We start from the raw sequence: 17,458 nt of genomic DNA, 5'->3' as shown, positions 1-17,458 counted from the left end.
GGTAACCGCCCGCTGCCTCATGCCTCCGGAATGTGCCGGACAAACATCGTAACCAGCCTACCGTCCACGGCCTGCCGATGTGGGCGTTACAGATCAGTCCGGCTGGGCATTATCGTCCGTGACGCGAGCGGAGGATGCCGCGCGCCGCCCACTCGAGGAGGGACACTTCGATGGGGGAGAAGATCGCGGCAGGCGGCTTCGACCTGTCCGATCGGCAGAGGTACCGCAGGAAACTCCAGGAGTGCCTGACGGGACTGGAGCGACTCCTTGCCGACAAGAGGTTCGACCGGCCACGCAATCTCGTGGGGCTGGAGATCGAGCTGAATCTGGCGGGTGCCGACGGCATGCCGCGGATGATGAATGCCGAGGTGCTGGAGAGGATCGCGAGCCGGGATTTCCAGACGGAACTCGGAATGTTCAACCTTGAGGTGAACATCGCCCCGCACCGGCTCGGCGGCCGCGTCTTCGACCAGCTCGCCGAGGAGTTGCGCACCGGCCTGGCGTACGCGCACCGCAAGGCGCAGGAGGTGGACGCCGGCATCGTGATGATCGGCATCCTGCCCACGCTGGCCCAGGACGACCTGGTGTCGGCGAACCTCTCGGACGTCGACCGCTACCGGCTGCTCAACGACGAGATAGTGACCGCGCGGGGCGAGGACTTCACCCTCGACATCGAGGGCGTGGAGCGGCTGAGCTGCACCGCGAGCTCCATCGTCCCGGAGGCGGCCTGCACCTCGGTGCAACTGCACCTCCAGGTCACCCCGGAGCGCTTCGCCGACGTGTGGAACGCGGCCCAGGCCATCGCCGCAGTCCAAATCGCGGTGGGGGCCAACGCCCCGTTCCTGTTCGGCCGGGAGCTGTGGCGCGAGTCCCGCCCGCCGCTGTTCACCCAGGCCACCGACACCCGCCCGCCCGAGCTCCAGGCCCAGGGCGTACGGCCGCGCACCTGGTTCGGGGAGCGGTGGGTCTCGTCGGCGTACGAGCTGTTCGAGGAGAACGTGCGGTACTTCCCCGCGCTGCTCCCGATCTGCGACGAGGAGGAGCCGCTGCGTGTCCTGGACGAGGGCGGCGTCCCGGCCCTCGCGGAACTCGCGCTGCACAACGGCACGGTCTACCGCTGGAACCGGCCGGTGTACGGGGTCGTGGACGGCGTGCCGCACTTGCGCGTGGAGAACAGGGTGCTGCCGGCCGGCCCGACCGTGGACGACGTGCTCGCCAACGCGGCCTTCTACTACGGCCTGGTGCGCGCGCTCGCCGAGGAGGCCCGGCCGGTGTGGAGGCGTCTCTCCTTCGAGGACGCCGCCGCGAACTTCGACGCGGCCTGCCGGTACGGCATCGAGGCCGAGCTGCGCTGGCCGCGACCGGGGCGGGGCGGCGGGGTCACCACGGTGCCGGCGGTGAAGCTGGTGCGGGACGAGCTGCTGCCGCTGGCCGCCGCGGGCCTGGACGCGTGGGGAGTGGAGCCCACCGACCGCAGGCGCTACCTCGGGATCATCGAGGAGCGCTGCAAGCGCAGGGTGAACGGCGCCTCCTGGCAGGTGGAGACGTTCCACCGGGCGCTGGAGGCCGGGCTCGGGCGGGAGGCGGCGCTGGCCGCCACCACCCGGCAGTACTGCCGGCTGATGCGCCAGGGGCACCCGGTCCACACCTGGCCGGTCGGCTTCCCCGGGGAGCCCTCGGCGCGACTGGAGGGCTGAGGGCAGGGGAGGCCGTCGCGCGGGCCCCGGCCGGGTCGGCGGCGCGACCGTCGGGCAAGCTGTGACGTCCCAGACGGTCGACCCGAGGCAGGTGCGCGTACGTGGCTGGATCTCTTCCCGCGGAGAGCGTGGGGGTACGGACCCTGCGGTCCGAGACGGTGCTCGTCCTGGCCCTCTCCCTCGGGGCGAGCGGGGTGTCCGCGCTGATCAGCTTCATCGGGTCGCTGACGAAACCGGGCGGGCTGAAGGACCAGGCGGCGACGCTCAACGGCTCGTACGCACCGGGGCGGCCCTGGCTGGACCTGGCCTGGCAGCTCTTCGGGATCGCGACCGCGCTGGTGCCCGTCGCGCTGGTGGCGCACCTGCTGACCCGCGAGGGCGCGGGGCTGCGGGCCATCGGTTTCGACCGGAGCCGGCCGTGGCCGGACCTGGGGCGCGGGGCGCTGGTCGCGGCCGGCATCGGCAGCGCGGGACTCGCCTTCTACCTGGCCGCGCGGGCGGCGGGGGCGAACCTCACCGTGGTGCCCGAGGCGCTGCCCGAGGTGTGGTGGAAGTACCCGGTGCTGATCCTGTCGGCGGTCCAGAACTCCGTACTGGAGGAGGTCATCGTCGTCGGCTACCTGCTGCGGAGGCTGGACCAGCTCGGGTGGAGCCCCGGGGCGTCGCTGGCGGCCAGTTCGGTGCTGCGGGGCTCGTACCACCTGTACCAGGGCATCGGCGGGTTCATCGGCAACATGGTGATGGGCGTGGTCTTCGTGCTGCTCTACCGGCGGTGGGGCCGGGTGGGGCCGCTGGTCGTGGCGCACGCGCTGCTCGACATCGTGGCGTTCGTCGGGTACGCGGTCCTGGCGGGCCGGGTGGGGTGGCTGCCCACGGCGTGAGGCGCGGTGGGACGAAGGGGCGTACGGAGGTGTCCGTACGCCCCTTCGTCGTGCCGGGGCCCGCGCGGTGCGGCCTCAGACCAGCAGGTCGCCCTCGATGACCGTCACGGCGTCACCCGTCAGCAGCGTCCGCCCGCCCCGCAGCGCCGTGCGCACCAGCCCGGTCCGGGCCCCGCCCTGGAGGCCGGTCAGCTCGTCACGGCCGAGGCGCGCGGACCAGAAGGGCGCGAGAGCGGTGTGCGCGCTGCCGGTCACCGGGTCCTCGTCGATGCCGAGTGCCGGGAAGAAGCAGCGGGAGACGAAGTCGTACCCGCGACCTGGGTCGTCCGCGGCGGCCGTGGCGATGACGCCCCGGTCCGACAGGGTGGTCAGGGCGGCGAAGTCCGGTGCGAGGGACCGTACGGACCGCTCGTCCGGCAGCTCGACCAGCAGGTCACCGATGTGGGCGGCGGTGTCGTGGACGGACACCACGTCCGCGCCCAGCGCCTTGGCCAGGCCGTCCGGGGCGGGGACGGGCGTCAGTGTCGAGGTGGGGAAGTCCAGCGTGAGGGAACCGTCCGGGGCCGCGGTGGCGGAGAGCGGGCCGCACCGCGCGGCGAAGCGGACGGTGCCGGTCGCACGCCCGGTGCTGTGCAGGACGTGCGCGGTGGCGAGCGTGGCGTGGCCGCACATGTCGACCTCGGCGACCGGCGTGAACCAGCGCAGCGCCCAGTCGGCCTCGCCGCCCGGGGGCAGCGGGTGGGCGAAGGCCGTCTCGGAGAGGTTGACCTCCGCGGCGACCTGCTGGAGCCGGTGGTCGTCCGGGAAGGCGTCCAGGAGCAGGACGCCGGCCGGGTTGCCGGAGAAGGGGCGATCGGTGAAGGCGTCGACGATTCGAATCCGCATGGGCCGACCGTAGGGCCGCCGCGGCCCTCGGGACCAAGGCCAATCCGTGGTGGGCGGCCTCTTCCGGGGGATCCGGCCGTCCGGCCCGTTCGAGGGGTGTTGCCCGACGAACTATTCCGATATATCGTTGACGCATCGCGACAGATCAACGATGGAAGGAGCGTGCGAGATGCGTACGCACGGGAACTGTGGACCCGGCCATCGGGGCCGGGGTGGGGAGCGCCACGGGGAGTTCGACGGGCGGCGAGGCGCCTTCGGCCCGTTCGGGCCGGGTTTCGGCGGCGGGCCGTTCGGCGGCGGCCCCTTCGGTGGCGGGCGCGGCCGGGGCGGCGGCCGTGGACGAGCGCGGCGCGGTGACGTCCGGGCCTCGATCCTCGCCCTGCTGAAGGACCGCCCGATGCACGGCTACGAAATGATCCAGGAGATCGCCGAGCGCAGCGGCGGTGCCTGGCGGCCCAGCCCCGGCTCGGTCTACCCGACGCTCCAGTTGCTGGAGGACGAGGGCCTGATCGCCAGCCGCAGCGACGGCGGCAAGAAGCTGTTCACGCTCACCGACGAGGGGCGCGCCGAGGCCGAAGCGGGCGCGGACGCCCCGTGGGAAGAGGCGGGGCGCGGCGTCGACTGGGAGGCCGTGCAGGAGGTCCGGCAGGCCGGCTTCGGGCTGCTCGAGGCCTTCGGGCAGGTCTGGAAGACCGGGGACGCCGACCAGCGGCGGAAGGCGCTGACCGTCATCAACGACGCCCGCAAGAAGCTCTACCTGATCCTGGCCGACGAGCACTGAGCCGCCGGCGGCGGAACGACGGAGGGTCCCACGGCACCGGCCGCGGGACCCTCCGTCGTTCCGCCGTCCCCCGCCCGCCCCGCGGCGACGGTCCGGGCCGCCTCGGCCGGGAAGCCCGTGAGCCTCACGTCCGCCTGGTTCCGCCGGCCGTCGGCGCCGTGGTCCCGGTGGGGGGCGCGCGTTCCGGCGGATCCAGGAGCCGTCTCAACAGGTGTCACGGCCTTTACGCTCCTGACGCGACGCTGCCATGATGTGCCGATGCACGCGTCTCAGGGGAGAAGCGCCGGCCTGGGACTCGCCCTGGCATCGGCCTTCGCATTCGGTGGATCAGGTGTCGCGGCCAAGCCGCTGATCGAGGCGGGGCTCGACCCGCTCCAACTGGTGTGGCTGCGGGCGACCGGCGCCGCGCTCGTGATGCTGCCCGTCGCCTGGCGCCACCGCGACCTGCTGCGTACCAGGCCCGCACTGCTCGCCGGCTTCGGCCTGCTCGCCGTGGCGGGCGTCCAGGCCTGCTACTTCGCCGCCATCTCGCGCGTCCCCGTGGGCGTCGGACTGCTCATCGAGTACCTGGCGCCCGCGCTGGTGCTCGGCTGGGTGCGGTTCGTGCAGCGGAGGGCGGTCACCCGGGCCGCCGCGGTCGGCGTGGTCCTCGCGGTCGGCGGGCTCGCGTGCGTGGTGGAGGTGTGGTCCGGGCTGCGCTTCGACCTGCTCGGCCTGGTGCTCGCCCTCGGCGCCGCCTGCTGCCAGGTGGGCTACTTCGTCCTCTCGGACCACGGCGGCGACGGAGCGGAGCCGGCCGACCCGCTGGGCGTCATCGCCTACGGCCTGCTCTTCGGCTCGCTCGTCCTCACCGTCATCGCCCGCCCGTGGGGCATCGACTGGTCCCTGCTGGGCGGCACCGCCGACATGGGCGGGTCCACGATGCCGGCGTGGCTGCTGCTCGGCTGGATCGTGCTGATCGCCACCGTCCTCGCGTACGTCACCGGCGTCATCTCCGTCCGGCGGCTCTCCCCGCAGGTCGCGGGCGTGGTCGCCTGCCTGGAGGCCGTGATCGCGACCGTCCTGGCGTGGGTGCTGCTGGAGGAGCACCTGTCCGGGCCGCAGGTGCTGGGCGGCGCGGTCGTGCTGGTGGGGGCCTTCATCGCCCAGTCGTCCACGCCCAAGGCGCCTTCCGGTCCGGTGGCCGGGTCGGACCACGTGCTGCCCGAGGACGAGGTGGCGGCCGGACGGGCCGCCCCTTAGCGGGCGGACCGCCCGTCAGCGGCGGGTGGCCGCGCCCCCGGCGCCCCGCCCCGCCGCCCCGGCCTCCCCGCGTCAGAGTGCGGTGACGTAGTCGGGCACGGGCACGGACGGATCCAGGTCGGAGGCCGGCACCGGGGTCCCGTAGGCCGTCGCCAGCGGGACGACGCCGGTCCAGTGGGGGAGCGCGAGGTCCTCAGGCTCGTCGTTGGGGCCGCCGGTGCGGAGCTTGGCGGACACCTCGTCGAGGTCCAGGCGGAGGACGGCGGTCGCGGCGAGCTCCTTGGCGTTCGCCGGGCGGGAGTCCGCGGAGCGGCCCGGGACGACGTGGTCGACGAGGGCGTCGAGCGCGATGCGCTTCTCCTCGGGGTCGGTGACCTGGTGGGCGATGCCGTGCACCACGACCGAGCGGTAGTTGAGCGAGTGGTGGAAGGCGGAGCGGGCCAGCACCAGGCCGTCGACGTGGGTGACGGTCAGGCAGACGGCGAGGCCCGGGTCGGCCTGGCCCGCCATGCGCAGCGGACGCGAGCCGGTGGAGCCGTGGACGTAGAGGCGCTCGCCGACGCGTCCGTACAGCGTGGGCAGGACGACCGGTGCGCCGTCGCGGACGAACCCGAGGTGGCAGACGTACGCCTCGTCGAGTATCGCGTGCACCAGTTCGCGGTCGTACGAGGCGCGGTCCCGGGAGCGGGTGGGGACCGTGCGGTCGGTGGGCCGGTAGTCGGTGGTGTCCTGCGGCATTGCGCTCTCCATTGCACTAGTGCATAATCCCGTTTGTGCTAGGAGAGTATCGGATCGTCGGCCGCCGCGCATCGGAGATCGCCGCCAGTGTCGAGCGGGGGGTCAGCTCGGGAGGACTGGAGCCGGGTCAACTCCTGCCGCCCATGCGGGAGTTGGCGGCGGTGCTGGGGGTGAACCCCAATACGGTCGCGGCCGCCTACCGCACCCTGCGCGAGCGCGGTGTGATCGAGACGGCCGGGCGCAGGGGCAGTCGGGTGCGGCCGCGCCCCGCCACCACCGCGCGCGGGTCGCTCCGGATCGACGCGCCGGCGGGTGTACGGGACGTGGGGCAGGGCAACCCCGACCCGGCCCTGCTGCCCCCGCTCGGCGAGGCGCTGGCGGCCGCGGCGCGGCGTGACGCCGAGGAGCCCGGGCTCTACGGGCGGCCGGCGGTGGACGGGGACTTCGCGCGGCTCGCCCGGGCGGCGCTGGACGCCGACGGCGTGCCGGACGGCCCGGTCGCCGTCGCGTCCGGTTCGCTGGACGCCGTCGAGCGCGTGCTGAACGTCCACCTGCGGCCCGGGGACGCCGTGGCGGTCGAGGACCCCGGCTGGGGCGCCCTCCTGGACCTGGTGTCGGCGCTCGGGCTCAAGCCCGTGCCGGTCGCCGTCGACGACGACGGCCCCCTGCCGGACGCCGTGGAGCGGGCCCTGCGGGACGCGGGGGCCCGCGCGCTCGTCGTGACCGACCGGGCGCAGAACCCGACCGGCGCGGCGCTGGGCCGGGCGCGGGCGGCCGAGCTGCGGCGGCTGCTGGCCCGCCACCCGGGCGTGCTGCTGATCGAGGACGACCACGGGCACGGTTTCGTCGACGTGCCGCTGCACCCGCTGGCCGGGGTGACGGACCACTGGGTGATGGTGCGGTCCGTCGCCAAGGCGTACGGGCCCGACCTCCGGGTCGCGGCCCTGACCGGCGACCCGGTCACCATCGACCGGGTGCAGGGGCGGCAGCGCCTCGGGCCGGGCTGGGTGAGCCGCCTGTTGCAGCGTGCGGTGGTGCACCTGTGGGAGACCGGCGCGGTGGACCGGGGCGCGGTGGCGGCGGCCTACGCGGAGCGGCGCGACGCGCTCGTGGCTGCCCTGGCGAGGAGGGGCGTCGAGGCCCACGGGCGCAGCGGGATGAACGTCTGGGTGCCGGTGGCCGACGAGACCGGCGCGGTGGCCCGTCTGTTGCACGCGGGGTGGGCGGTGGCGCCGGGTGCCCGGTTCCGGATGGCGGCCGGCCCCGGCGTGCGGCTCACCGTCTCGGGGCTGCCGTTGGCGGACCTGGAGCCGCTGGCCGACGCGGTGGCCGCGGCGGTCGGCCCGGTGGAGGCGCGCAGCCACGGCTGATCCCGTCCGGCCGGGCGGCCGGGCGGTTCCGTACGTCGTCGTCAGCCGCGGTCCCGTACGCCGCCGTCGTCAGCCGCGGCGCGGCGGGCCGGCCTTCGGGCGGCTCTGGGTGAGCGCCGCTCCGGCCAGCACGACCAGTGCCCCCACCGGGGTGTTCCAGGTCAGCGCCTCGTCCAGGAGCGTCACGCCCGCCGCGGTGGCGATGACCGGGATGAAGTACGTGACCATCTGGCCCGTGGTCGGGCCGACCTCGGCGACGATCCCGTACTGGAGCAGCACCGCCAGACCGGTGCCCAGCGCCCCGAGGGCGACAACCGCGAGCAGCGGAGCGACCGGGAAGGACGACGGCCAGGACGTGAACAGCGGTGTCACCACGGCCAGTTGCAGCGTGGCCAGGAAGAGCTGCGCCCCGGTCAGGGCCAGGTGCGACTCGCTGCGCCCCGCGAGCGTACGGCGGACGTAGATCCAGCCGATGGGGTAGCTGAGCGAGGCCAGCAGCGCCATCGCGGTGCCGGTCGCGTCCAGCCCCGAGAAGCCCTGCCAGGCCCCGAGGACGGTGAGCACGCCGAGGAAGCCGATCCCCAGGCCCGCCACCCGGCGGCGCGTGGGCCGGTCCTCGGACAGGGCGACGAGCGACAGCGCCATGCCCCACAGCGGGGAGGTGGCGTTGCAGATGCCGGCCAGCGTCGAGGGGATGGTGAGCTCGGCGTACGCGAAGAGGGAGAACGGCAGCGCGTTGAGGAAGAACGCGGCCGCCGCCAGGTGACCCCACGTGCGGGCGCCGCGCGGCAGCCCGGCGCGCTTGACCGCCATGGCGACGGCGAGCACCGCCGTACCGAACAGCAGACGCCCGAAGGTCACCTGGAACGGGGCGTACGCCTGGGTGCCCACCTTGATCAGAAGGAAGCTGAAGCCCCAGATGAGGGAGAGCAGCCCGAAACGGACGCGCCAGTCGAGGGCGCGGCGGCGCCCGGGCGGCGCGGCCGGGGCCGGAGCCGCGGAGCTTCCGGTGGAGGCTCCCGGGTGCTTGGTGGAGGACTCGGGGGAGGGGCCGGGGGAAGGGGAGTCCGCCGCGGGGGTGGGCGGCGTGGGGTGGGAGGGTGCGGTGGCGGCGCTCATGAACGACACCATGGCCCGGAGGATCCTCGTAGCACAAGCGAGATTTTCTGTGTGCCTTCGCTTAGCATTGCTTACATGTTGAACCTGGAGCGCCTGCGCACCCTGGACGCCCTCGCCCGCCACGGCTCGGTGAGCGGGGCCGCGGACGGGCTGCACGTGACCACCTCGGCGGTCTCCCAGCAGCTCTCCAAGCTGGAGCGGGAGGTCGGACAGCAGCTCGTCGCGAAGAACGGACGGGGCGTGCGGCTGACCGACGCGGGGCTGCTGCTGGCCGACCACGCGGCGCGGATCCTGTCCCAGGTGGAGCTGGCCCAGGCGGACATCGAGGCCCAGCGCGGCCAGGTGGTGGGCGAGGTGCGGCTCGCCGGGTTCCCCACGGCGGCACGGGGGCTGTTCCCGGGGGCGATCTCCGCCCTGCGCAGAGACCACCCGGACCTGGTCGTCCGCACCAGCGAGCTGGAGCCCGAGTACGGGGTGCGCCAGGTCCTGCGCGGGGACATGGACCTAGCCGTCGTGCTCGACTGGAGCAACAAGCGGCTCCCCGTCCCCGCCGGCCTGGCCAGGGCGGAGCTGCTGGACGACGCCGCCGACGTGGCGCTGCCCGCGGGGCACCGGCTCGCCGGGCGGGCGGAGGTGGACCTGGAGGAGCTCGCGGACGAGGACTGGGTGTCCTGGCCGGAGGGCGAGTTCTGCTACGAGTGGCTGATGTTCACGCTGCGGTCGAAGGGCGTCGAACCCCGTATCGCGCACCTGGCCGGGGAGCACCACACCCAGCTCGCCCTCATCCAGGCGGGCCTCGGCGTGTGCGTCACGCCGCGTCTGGGGCGCGGGGCCGTCCCGGAGGGTGTCGCCCTCGTGCCCGTGCGGCAGCAGATGCGGCGGCACATCTACGCGGTCTGGCGCGCGGACGCCGACCGGCGGCCCTCGATCAGGGCGGCCGTGGAGGCGTTGCGCGAGGTCGGCCGGTCGGCCGGCGGCTGACGGGTCAGGGGCCCGCCGGCGTCAGCCTGAGGAAGTCCCAGGACCCGACACCGTCTTCGGCGCCGTGTGCCCGGGCCACCCGGTGGTGGTCCCGGTGGACGCCCGGCCCGCCGGGGCCGGCCGGGCCGTGCCGCGGCCGGCCCCGGCCTCACGCGAGCTTGATCGAGTCGCCCTCGACCGTGATCGACGCGGGCGCCAGCGGCATGGTGGCCGGGCCCGCCTTGACGCTGCCGTCGGTCGCGTCGAACTTGCTGCCGTGGCACGGGCAGTTGATCACCCCGTTAGCGACCTCCTTCACCGCGCAGCCCGCGTGCGTGCACTTCGACGAGAACGCCTTGAACTCGCCCGCCTTCGGCTGGGTCACCACGACCGCGCCGAAGACCATGCCCCCGCCCTCGGGGACGTCCGTCGTCTTCCCCAGCACCTGACCCCCGCCGCCCCCCGTCCCGCCCGTGGCGGCGGCCGCGCCCGTCGGGCTCCCGCCCGCCTGGGCGTCGCCTGCCGAGGCGGCCTGCGTGTCGGACCCCCCGCACGCGGTGAGCACGGCGGCCAGGCCGGCCCCGCTCGCGGCCGCGACGACGGTACGGCGGGCCACTGCCCCGCTGCTCCCCTGCGATCCGGTCATTCCGGCATCCCCTTCCCTGGGTGTCGGGCGTCTGCGTGTCATGGGGGAGTACGGGAGGGCGGCGGGGGGTGTTCACCCGCTCAGGGAGCTTCTCAGGAACTCCGCTTCCGCCCTCAGCCGGCCGCTCACCACGTCCACCCCGGTGTCCCGGTGTGTCGCACCGGGCAGGGGGAGCACGCTGTGCGGCCGTCCGGCCGCCAGCAGCGCGGTGGAGAACCGCAGGGTGTGGGCCGCCACCACGTTGTCGTCGCCGAACCCGTGCATCAACAGCAGCGGCCGTGACAGCCGATGGGCGTACGGCACGTGGGAGGACCGCTCGTACTGCTCCGGCAGCACGTCCGGGTGACCGAGGAACCGTTCCTCCCAGTGGGTGTCGTACAGGCGCCGGTCGGTCGGCGCGGCGCCCGCGACGGCCGCGTGGAACACGTCCGGGCGGTGCAGCACCGCGCCGATCGCCAGGTAACCGCCGTACGACCAGCCCCGGATGCCCACCCGTCCCAGGTCCAGGTCCGGGTACCGCCCGGCGGCCGCGCGCAGCGCGTCGACCTGGTCCTCCAGGGGCGCGGTCAGCCGGTCGCCGCGGACAGCCGTCTCCCACGCCCGGCCGCGCCCCGGCGTGCCGCGCCCGTCCGTGACGAGCACCGCGAAGCCCTGCTCGGCGAACCACTGGGCCACCGCCCCGGGCCAGCCGGGGGCCCGCACGGCCAGTTGGAGTCCGTGGCCCCCGTACGGGCTGAGCAGCACGGGCAGCCGGTCCGAGCCGGGAGCGTGCCAGGACGGCAGGTACAGGTGCGAGCGCAGCTCCCGCACGCCCAGCGACAGGTGGACGGGGCGCGGGGTGACCAGCGGCGTCTCGGCGAGCACGCGGATGGTCCCGGCCGGCTCACCGCCACGCAGCACGGTCACGGCGCGCCCGTCCGGCGTGCGGCTGTCCAGCACGACGGTGTCGCCGCCGACCGCCGCCGTGTGGACCCCCGGCTCCCGGCTGAGGCGGCGGAACCCGGAGCCGGGTGCGTACGCCCACACATGGGTCTCGGCGGGGTCCTCGCCCGCGGTGAGGAACACCCGCTCGCCCACGGTGCCCAGGACGGCGCGGACATGGAGCCCCGGCGGGCTCGGCACGTCCCCGATCCGCAGTCCCCGCACGTCGTCCCGGACCACGGTCACCACCGGAACCCCGCCGCCGGTCCGGGCGGGGACGCCCGGGGTGAGCTCCACCCAGGCGGGGTCCGTCCGGCGCACCAGCGGGCGGGTCACGCCCGTGTCCGGTTCGACGGCCAGCAGCTCGGTCGTGCGCTGGTCGCGCGTCTGGACCTCGGCGAAGGGGCCGGTCCCGTCCCAGCCGGCGGCCGTGACGTACTCGAACGCCCGGTCCGTCCAGTCGCCCGGGGGATGGGTCGTGGGCGCGGCGCTCGCCGGTGTGAGGACCGGTGTCCGGCGCCCGTCGAGACGCAGGATGCACAGGGACACCTCCGCGTTGGGGGTGCCGGCCGCCGGGTAGCGGACGGCGCGCGGCGGCCGGGCCGGATCGGCCGGGTCCGCGAGGAACCAGCGCCCCACGCGCGCGTGGTCCGTCCGGACCACCAGGAGGGCGTCCCCGTCCGGCGACCACCAGTACCCCCGCGACCGCCCCACCGACTCGGCCGACACGTGGTCCGACAGCCCATAGGTGACCTCCGGCCCCTCCGGCGCGGCCAGCAGCCGGTCCTCCGCCCCGTCGGCGGTGCGGACCACCCGCACGGCGCCCCCCGTCACGTACGCCACCAGCGAACCGTCCGGCGAGGGTCTCGGGTCGACGGCGGGCCCCGCCGTGGGCACCCGCCACGGCGCACCGCCACCGGTGCGGACCGCCCACACCGCGCCGCCCAGCGCGAACACCGCCACGCGCGCGTGCCGGTCGGCGGCGTACCCCACCACCCCGGTCGACATCACCCCGGCGCGCTCCCGCCGCACCCGCTCCGCCACCGGCACGTCCTCCTCGCCGGCACCCTCCAGGGCGGCGGGATCGGCCAGGAGCCGCTCCTCCCCGTCCTCGTACAGCCACAGCCGCCCCACCGGGTCGGAGCCCGAGCCGGTGCGCACGAACAGCACCCGGGCGCCGTCCGGGGACACGGTGAACGCGCCCGGAACACCGAGCGAGAAGCGGCGCGTACGGGCGAACTGGCGCGGGAAAGCGGGGACGTTCAGGGTGTCGGTCGGGGTCATGGGGCAGATCATGACAGGGACGTAACCTGGGGGGATGCTCTCCGAAGTCACAGCGACCCGCTATGTCACGCCCTTGCGTGAGGGCGGCTCCCTCCCCGGGATCGTCGAGGCCGACGACCTCGGCACGTACGTCATGAAGTTCACCGGCGCGGGCCAGGGCCGCAAGACCCTCGTCGCCGAGGTCGTCTGCGGCGAGCTGGGCCGCCGGCTCGGCCTGCGCGTCCCGGAGCTGGTCACCATCCAGCTCGACCCCGTCATCGGACTCGGCGAGCCCGACCAGGAGGTGCAGGAGCTGCTCAAGGCGAGCGGCGGACTGAACCTCGGTATGGACTACCTCCCCGGCTCCATCGGGTTCGACCCGCTCGCCTACACGATGGACCCGGAGGAGGCGGGCCGGGTCGTCTGGTTCGACGCGCTGATCAACAACGTCGACCGGTCCTGGCGCAACCCCAACATGCTGGTCTGGCACGGACAGCCGTGGCTGATCGACCACGGCGCCACCATGATCTGGCACCACAACTGGCCGGGCGCCCGGGCCTCCGCCGCCAAGCCGTACGACGCCTCCGACCATGTCCTCGCCCCCTTCGCGCCCGACGTCGCCGCCGCGGCGGCCGAGCTCGCCCCCCTGGTCACCGAGGACCTGCTGACCGAGGTGGCCGCCGACGTCCCCGACGAGTGGCTGGTCGACGAGCCGGGCTTCGACACGGCCGACGCGCTGCGCCGCGCCTACGTCGAGGCGCTGCTGCCGCGCGCGGCCACCATCCACGAACGGATCACCCTCGGGGAGCGGACCGGGCGGCGGCCGTCCCAGGCACCCGGCTGGCTCACCGACCACCTGGCCCCCTGGCCGCACCCCACCAAGCAGGACCGCACGAAGGACAGCAGCAAGTGACCGACCGCGACGTCTTCGAGTACGCGCTGCTGCGCGTCGTCCCGCGCGTCGAGCGCGGCGAGTGCTTCAACGCGGGCGTGGTGGTCTACTGCCGCGCCAAGGCCTTTGTGTGCGCCCGTACGCACCTCGACGAGGCCAAGCTGCGCGCGCTCGACCCGCACGCCGACGTGACCGGCGTCCGGGCCGCGCTGCACGCTGTCGAGGGGGTCTGCGCGGGCGGCGAGCGGGCCGGCCAGGCGGCGCGGGACGACGCCGGACGGCGCTTCCGCTGGCTGATCGCGCCGCGCTCCACGGTCGTCCAGCCGGGGCCCGTGCACACCGGGCTCACCGCCGACCCCTCGGGCGAGGCGGAGCGGCTGCTCGACCTGCTGGTGCGCTGAGTGACCGGGCGCACCCGGTGGGCCGTTGACACCGGGTGCCAGGGTCTCTAGCGTCTCGTCTGCTGAAGGTACTAAGCGGTCGCTCACCGGCATGGACGTGCCGGTCGAACCGCTTATCCGGGATCCAAGGGCGAGGAGAACCAGCATGTCCACCACCGAGCAGCGCGTCGCCGTCGTGACCGGGGCCGCGCGGGGCATTGGCGCGGCCACCGCGGTCCGGCTCGCGGCCGAGGGCCGCGCCGTCGCCGTACTCGACCTCGACGAGGCGGCCTGCAAGGACACCGTCGAGAAGATCACCGCGGCGGGCGGCAGGGCCATCGCCGTCGGCTGCGACGTCTCCGACGGCGCCCAGGTGGAGGCCGCCGTCGCGCGCGTCGCCGCCGAGCTCGGGGCGCCGACGATCCTCGTCAACAACGCGGGCGTGCTGCGCGACAACCTGCTCTTCAAGATGAGCGAGTCCGACTGGGACATGGTCGTGAACGTGCACCTCAAGGGCGCGTTCCTGATGGCCAAGGCGTGCCAGAAGCACATGGTCGACGCGGGCTTCGGCCGGATCGTCAGCCTCTCCTCGTCCTCGGCGCTCGGCAACCGCGGCCAGGCCAACTACTCCGCCGTCAAGGCGGGCCTCCAGGGCTTCACCAAGACCCTCGCCAAGGAGCTCGGCAAGTTCGGCATCACGGCCAACGCCGTGGCGCCCGGCTTCATCGTCACCGAGATGACCGCGCAGACCGCCGCGCGCGTGGGCATGGGCTTCGAGGAGTTCCAGGCCGCCGCCGCCACCCAGATCCCCGTCCAGCGCGTCGGCCGGCCCGAGGACGTCGCCCACGCGATCGCCTTCTTCACCGGCGACGACGCCGGCTTCATCTCCGGCCAGGTCATGTACGTGGCCGGCGGCCCGCTCAACTGACGAGGAAGTGACGGACATGACCGCAACAGAACTGCCCCCGCTGTCGGGCAAGGTCGCCCTCGTCACGGGCGCCAGCCGCGGCATCGGGTACGGCGTGGCCGAGGCGCTCGTCGCCCGCGGCGACCGGGTGTGCATCACCGGGCGCGGCGAGGACGCGCTCAAGGAGGCCGTGGAGAGGCTGGGCGCCGACCGGGTGATCGGCGTCGCCGGCAAGGCCCACGACGAGGCGCACCAGGCGCTCGCCGTGGAGCGCACCATGGAGGCCTTCGGCCGCGTCGACTTCCTGGTCAACAACGCCGGCACCAACCCGGTCTTCGGCCCGATGGCCGAGCTGGACCTGAACGTGGCGCGCAAGGTCTTCGAGACCAACGTCATCTCGGCGCTCGGGTTCGCCCAGCAGACCTGGAGGGCGTGGCAGAAGGACAACGGCGGTGCGATCGTGAACATCGCGTCGGTCGCCGGTATCGCTCCCTCGCCCTTCATCGGCGCCTATGGCATGAGCAAGGCCGCCATGGTGAATCTGACCCTCCAGCTCGCGCACGAATTCGCCCCGAAAGTCCGGGTCAATGCGATCGCCCCGGCCGTCGTCAAGACGAAATTCGCCGAGGCGCTCTACGAGGGCCGGGAAGCGGAGGCCGCTGCCGCGTATCCGCTGGGCAGGCTCGGTGTGCCCGAGGACATCGGCGGGGCCGCCGCATTCCTCACCTCCGGCCAGTCGGATTGGATCACCGGCCAGACCCTGGTCGTTGACGGCGGAATTTTCCTCAATGCCGGAGTCGGCTGATCCCCTTTTTGCCGATTGACCGTTTAATGCGGTAAGTGCCCCGCCCGGCCACCTCATTGACCTGGCGGGGCACTGCGGTATGGTCGGCCGACCCATGGCTGAACGAGGAGCGTGCGCACGTGTTCAACCGGACCAGTCTGCAGGCGGCTGCAGCCCTTGCGTCCATATCCCTGCTGGCGGGATGCAGCCTCTTTTCGGGCGATGACGCCGATGGGGAGAACAAGATCGTTGTCGGCACGACGAGCGCGCCCACCACGCTCGACCCCGCTGCGGCCTGGGACAACTCCTGGGAGCTCTACCGGAACGTCTTCCAGACCCTTCTGAGCTTCCCCACCGGCAGTGCGACGCCCCAGCCGGACGCGGCCGAATGCAAATTCACCGACACCGTGAGCAAAGTCTTCGAGTGCCGGCTCAAGGACGGGCTGACCTTCTCCGACGGGGCCAAGCTCGACGCCGCCGCCGTGAAGCACTCGATCGACCGGATCCGCACGATCAACGCGAAGGGCGGCCCCGCCCCGCTCCTCGGATCGCTCGACAAGATCGTCACCAGCGGTGACACGCTCGTCACGTTCCACCTGAAGGAATCCGACGCCACCTTCCCGTTCATCCTGGCCACCCCGGCCATGTCCATCGTGCCGCCCGGGAAGTACCCCGCGGACGCGCTGCGCGAGGACGGCAAGGTCACCGGCTCCGGCCCGTACGTGCTGGACTCCTACCAGGAGGGCGCCCAGGCCGAGCTGACCCGGAACACCACCTACAAGGGGTTCGCCAACCGCAAGAACGACGCCGTCACCATCCGGTACTTCAAGGAGTCCGAGGCGATGGTCGGCGCGCTGCGGAAGAAGGAGATCGACGCGACCTACCGCGGTCTGACCGCGGAGGAGGTCGTCCAGCTCGAGGAGAAGAAGCCGGAGAACGAGGGCCTCCAGCTCGTCGAGTCCACCGGTGCCGACATCCGTTACCTGGTGTTCAACGCCGAGGACCCCTCCGTGAGCAAGCTCGCCGTCCGGCAGGCGATCGCCCAGGTCGTCGACCGTGACGCGCTCGTCGCCAAGGTGTACCAGGGGACCGCCGAGCCGCTGTACTCCATGGTCCCCAAGGGCATCGCGGGCCACACCACCGCCTTCTTCGACCGGTACGGCGAGCCGGACGTCACCAAGGCGAAGAAGCTGCTGGGCGAGGCGGGTGTCGACGGGCCGGTCAAGCTGACGCTCTGGTACACCACCGACCGCTACGGCTCCGGCACGGAGCCGGAGTTCAAGGAGCTCAAGCGGCAGCTCGAGGCGTCCGGGCTGTTCCGGGTCACCGTGCAGGGCAAGCCCTGGAAGGAGTTCCAGGCGGGCTACCAGAAGGGTGAGTACCCGGCGTTCGGACGAGGCTGGTTCCCCGACTTCCCGGACCCGGACAACTTCATCGCCCCGTTCGTCGGCAAGGAGAACGTGCTGAACACGCCGTACGTCCGGCCGGAGATCACCGACCAGCTTCTGCCCAAGTCCCGCAAGGTCAGCGACCGCGGCGCGGTCACGGAGGAGTTCGAGCGGGCGCAGCAGATCCTCGTGGACGACGTCCGGCTGCTGCCGCTGTGGCAGGGCAAGCTCTACATCGCCGCGAGCGAGGAGATCGCGGGCGGCGAGCGGGCGCTGGACCCGCAGACGGTCATGCAGATGTGGGAGCTCCAGCGCAAGACGAGCTGGTAGTACGGCCCGGAGGGCCAGGAACGGACCGGCCGGACGGCGGCCCCGCGCGGGGTCACCGCCCGGCCGGTCCGCGTTCTCCCGGTACGCCCTGGAGGCCCGCCCTCCCGGCGCGGCGTCGAGGAGGGGGCCGTCCTTCCGCCGGTATCCCGCCCGCCTTCCGCCGGTATCCCGGCCGTCCGTCCGCCCGTTCCTCCGGCGGAAGATCATCCGGCGGGTCCGTTGTCAGTGGTCACCGGTAAGTTCTGTGAACAGACAAGGCGATCACCCCACCGGA

General features: G+C 73.5%; 16 protein-coding genes. 11 read left to right on the top strand and 5 right to left on the bottom strand.

Annotated features, from left to right (window positions below):
* Nucleotides 1-170: 170 nt before the first annotated feature.
* On the top strand, nt 171-1,697 hold the full coding sequence (locus ACZ7LK_RS17205) for a glutamate-cysteine ligase family protein (protein ID WP_392273300.1): 1,527 nt from the start codon (nt 171-173) through the stop codon (nt 1,695-1,697).
* Between the two features lie 101 nt (nt 1,698-1,798).
* Nucleotides 1,799-2,578, top strand: a complete 780-nt coding sequence (locus tag ACZ7LK_RS17200; protein ID WP_392273301.1) for a CPBP family intramembrane glutamic endopeptidase — start codon at nt 1,799-1,801, stop codon at nt 2,576-2,578.
* Between the two features lie 75 nt (nt 2,579-2,653).
* Here ACZ7LK_RS17200 and ACZ7LK_RS17195 read toward each other — a convergent pair whose 3' ends face one another.
* Nucleotides 2,654-3,463, bottom strand: coding sequence for a PhzF family phenazine biosynthesis protein (locus tag ACZ7LK_RS17195; RefSeq protein ID WP_392273302.1), 810 nt, complete (start codon nt 3,461-3,463; stop codon nt 2,654-2,656).
* 169 nt (nt 3,464-3,632) lie between these two features.
* On the opposite strand from ACZ7LK_RS17195, the gene ACZ7LK_RS17190 reads away from it, so the two are divergent.
* On the top strand, nt 3,633-4,244 hold the full coding sequence (locus ACZ7LK_RS17190) for a PadR family transcriptional regulator (protein ID WP_392273303.1): 612 nt from the start codon (nt 3,633-3,635) through the stop codon (nt 4,242-4,244).
* A gap of 258 nt (nt 4,245-4,502) precedes the next feature.
* Nucleotides 4,503-5,486, top strand: a complete 984-nt coding sequence (locus ACZ7LK_RS17185) for an EamA family transporter (protein ID WP_392273304.1) — start codon at nt 4,503-4,505, stop codon at nt 5,484-5,486.
* A gap of 72 nt (nt 5,487-5,558) precedes the next feature.
* On the opposite strand, the gene ACZ7LK_RS17180 is transcribed toward ACZ7LK_RS17185, so the two are convergent.
* Nucleotides 5,559-6,236 carry a pyridoxamine 5'-phosphate oxidase family protein gene (locus ACZ7LK_RS17180; protein WP_392273305.1) on the bottom strand — a complete coding sequence of 226 codons (678 nt, stop codon included), beginning with the start codon at nt 6,234-6,236 and terminating at the stop codon, nt 5,559-5,561.
* 23 nt (nt 6,237-6,259) lie between these two features.
* Between ACZ7LK_RS17180 and ACZ7LK_RS17175 the strand changes: the two genes are divergently transcribed.
* On the top strand, nt 6,260-7,594 hold the full coding sequence (locus ACZ7LK_RS17175; protein WP_469462754.1) for an aminotransferase class I/II-fold pyridoxal phosphate-dependent enzyme: 1,335 nt from the start codon (nt 6,260-6,262) through the stop codon (nt 7,592-7,594).
* Nucleotides 7,595-7,663: 69 nt separating this feature from the next.
* Here the strand turns inward: ACZ7LK_RS17175 and ACZ7LK_RS17170 are convergent, their stop codons facing one another.
* Nucleotides 7,664-8,713 (bottom strand): DMT family transporter, encoded by a 1,050-nt coding sequence (locus tag ACZ7LK_RS17170; RefSeq protein ID WP_469462752.1) that lies wholly within the window; start codon nt 8,711-8,713, stop codon nt 7,664-7,666.
* A gap of 75 nt (nt 8,714-8,788) precedes the next feature.
* On the opposite strand from ACZ7LK_RS17170, the gene ACZ7LK_RS17165 reads away from it, so the two are divergent.
* Nucleotides 8,789-9,694: a LysR family transcriptional regulator gene (locus ACZ7LK_RS17165; RefSeq protein ID WP_392273308.1), complete on the top strand. Its 906-nt coding sequence runs from the start codon at nt 8,789-8,791 to the stop codon at nt 9,692-9,694.
* Nucleotides 9,695-9,842: 148 nt separating this feature from the next.
* Here the strand turns inward: ACZ7LK_RS17165 and ACZ7LK_RS17160 are convergent, their stop codons facing one another.
* Together ACZ7LK_RS17160 and ACZ7LK_RS17155 are read right to left on the bottom strand one after the other, a co-directional pair.
* Nucleotides 9,843-10,319 carry a Rieske (2Fe-2S) protein gene (locus ACZ7LK_RS17160; protein WP_392273309.1) on the bottom strand — a complete coding sequence of 159 codons (477 nt, stop codon included), beginning with the start codon at nt 10,317-10,319 and terminating at the stop codon, nt 9,843-9,845.
* A 72-nt stretch (nt 10,320-10,391) separates the two neighbouring features.
* Nucleotides 10,392-12,524, bottom strand: a complete 2,133-nt coding sequence (locus tag ACZ7LK_RS17155) for a S9 family peptidase (RefSeq protein WP_471141521.1) — start codon at nt 12,522-12,524, stop codon at nt 10,392-10,394.
* A 34-nt stretch (nt 12,525-12,558) separates the two neighbouring features.
* Here ACZ7LK_RS17155 and ACZ7LK_RS17150 point away from each other — a divergent pair, with 34 nt between their 5' ends.
* From ACZ7LK_RS17150 to ACZ7LK_RS17130, 5 genes are all read left to right on the top strand, one after another.
* Nucleotides 12,559-13,416 (top strand): HipA family kinase, encoded by an 858-nt coding sequence (locus ACZ7LK_RS17150; protein WP_392273311.1) that lies wholly within the window; start codon nt 12,559-12,561, stop codon nt 13,414-13,416.
* A complete protein-coding gene (locus ACZ7LK_RS17145; RefSeq protein ID WP_392273312.1) occupies nt 13,413-13,796 on the top strand; it encodes a DUF3037 domain-containing protein in 384 nt (127 codons plus the stop codon). The genes ACZ7LK_RS17150 and ACZ7LK_RS17145 overlap by 4 nt, the downstream gene beginning before the upstream one ends.
* A 145-nt stretch (nt 13,797-13,941) precedes the next feature.
* Nucleotides 13,942-14,703, top strand: a complete 762-nt coding sequence (gene fabG / locus ACZ7LK_RS17140) for a 3-oxoacyl-ACP reductase FabG (RefSeq protein WP_392273313.1) — start codon at nt 13,942-13,944, stop codon at nt 14,701-14,703.
* Between the two features lie 16 nt (nt 14,704-14,719).
* A complete protein-coding gene (locus tag ACZ7LK_RS17135) occupies nt 14,720-15,487 on the top strand; it encodes an SDR family oxidoreductase (RefSeq protein WP_469462745.1) in 768 nt (255 codons plus the stop codon).
* Between the two features lie 119 nt (nt 15,488-15,606).
* Nucleotides 15,607-17,184, top strand: coding sequence for an ABC transporter substrate-binding protein (locus ACZ7LK_RS17130; protein ID WP_392273315.1), 1,578 nt, complete (start codon nt 15,607-15,609; stop codon nt 17,182-17,184).
* The last annotated feature ends 274 nt before the right edge of the window (nt 17,185-17,458 follow it).

The sequence above is a fragment of the Streptomyces sp. NPDC039423 genome (assembly GCF_055598725.1).
The sequence above is the reverse complement of the archived record's forward strand: the minus strand, read 5'-3'. Positions and strand labels throughout refer to the sequence as shown.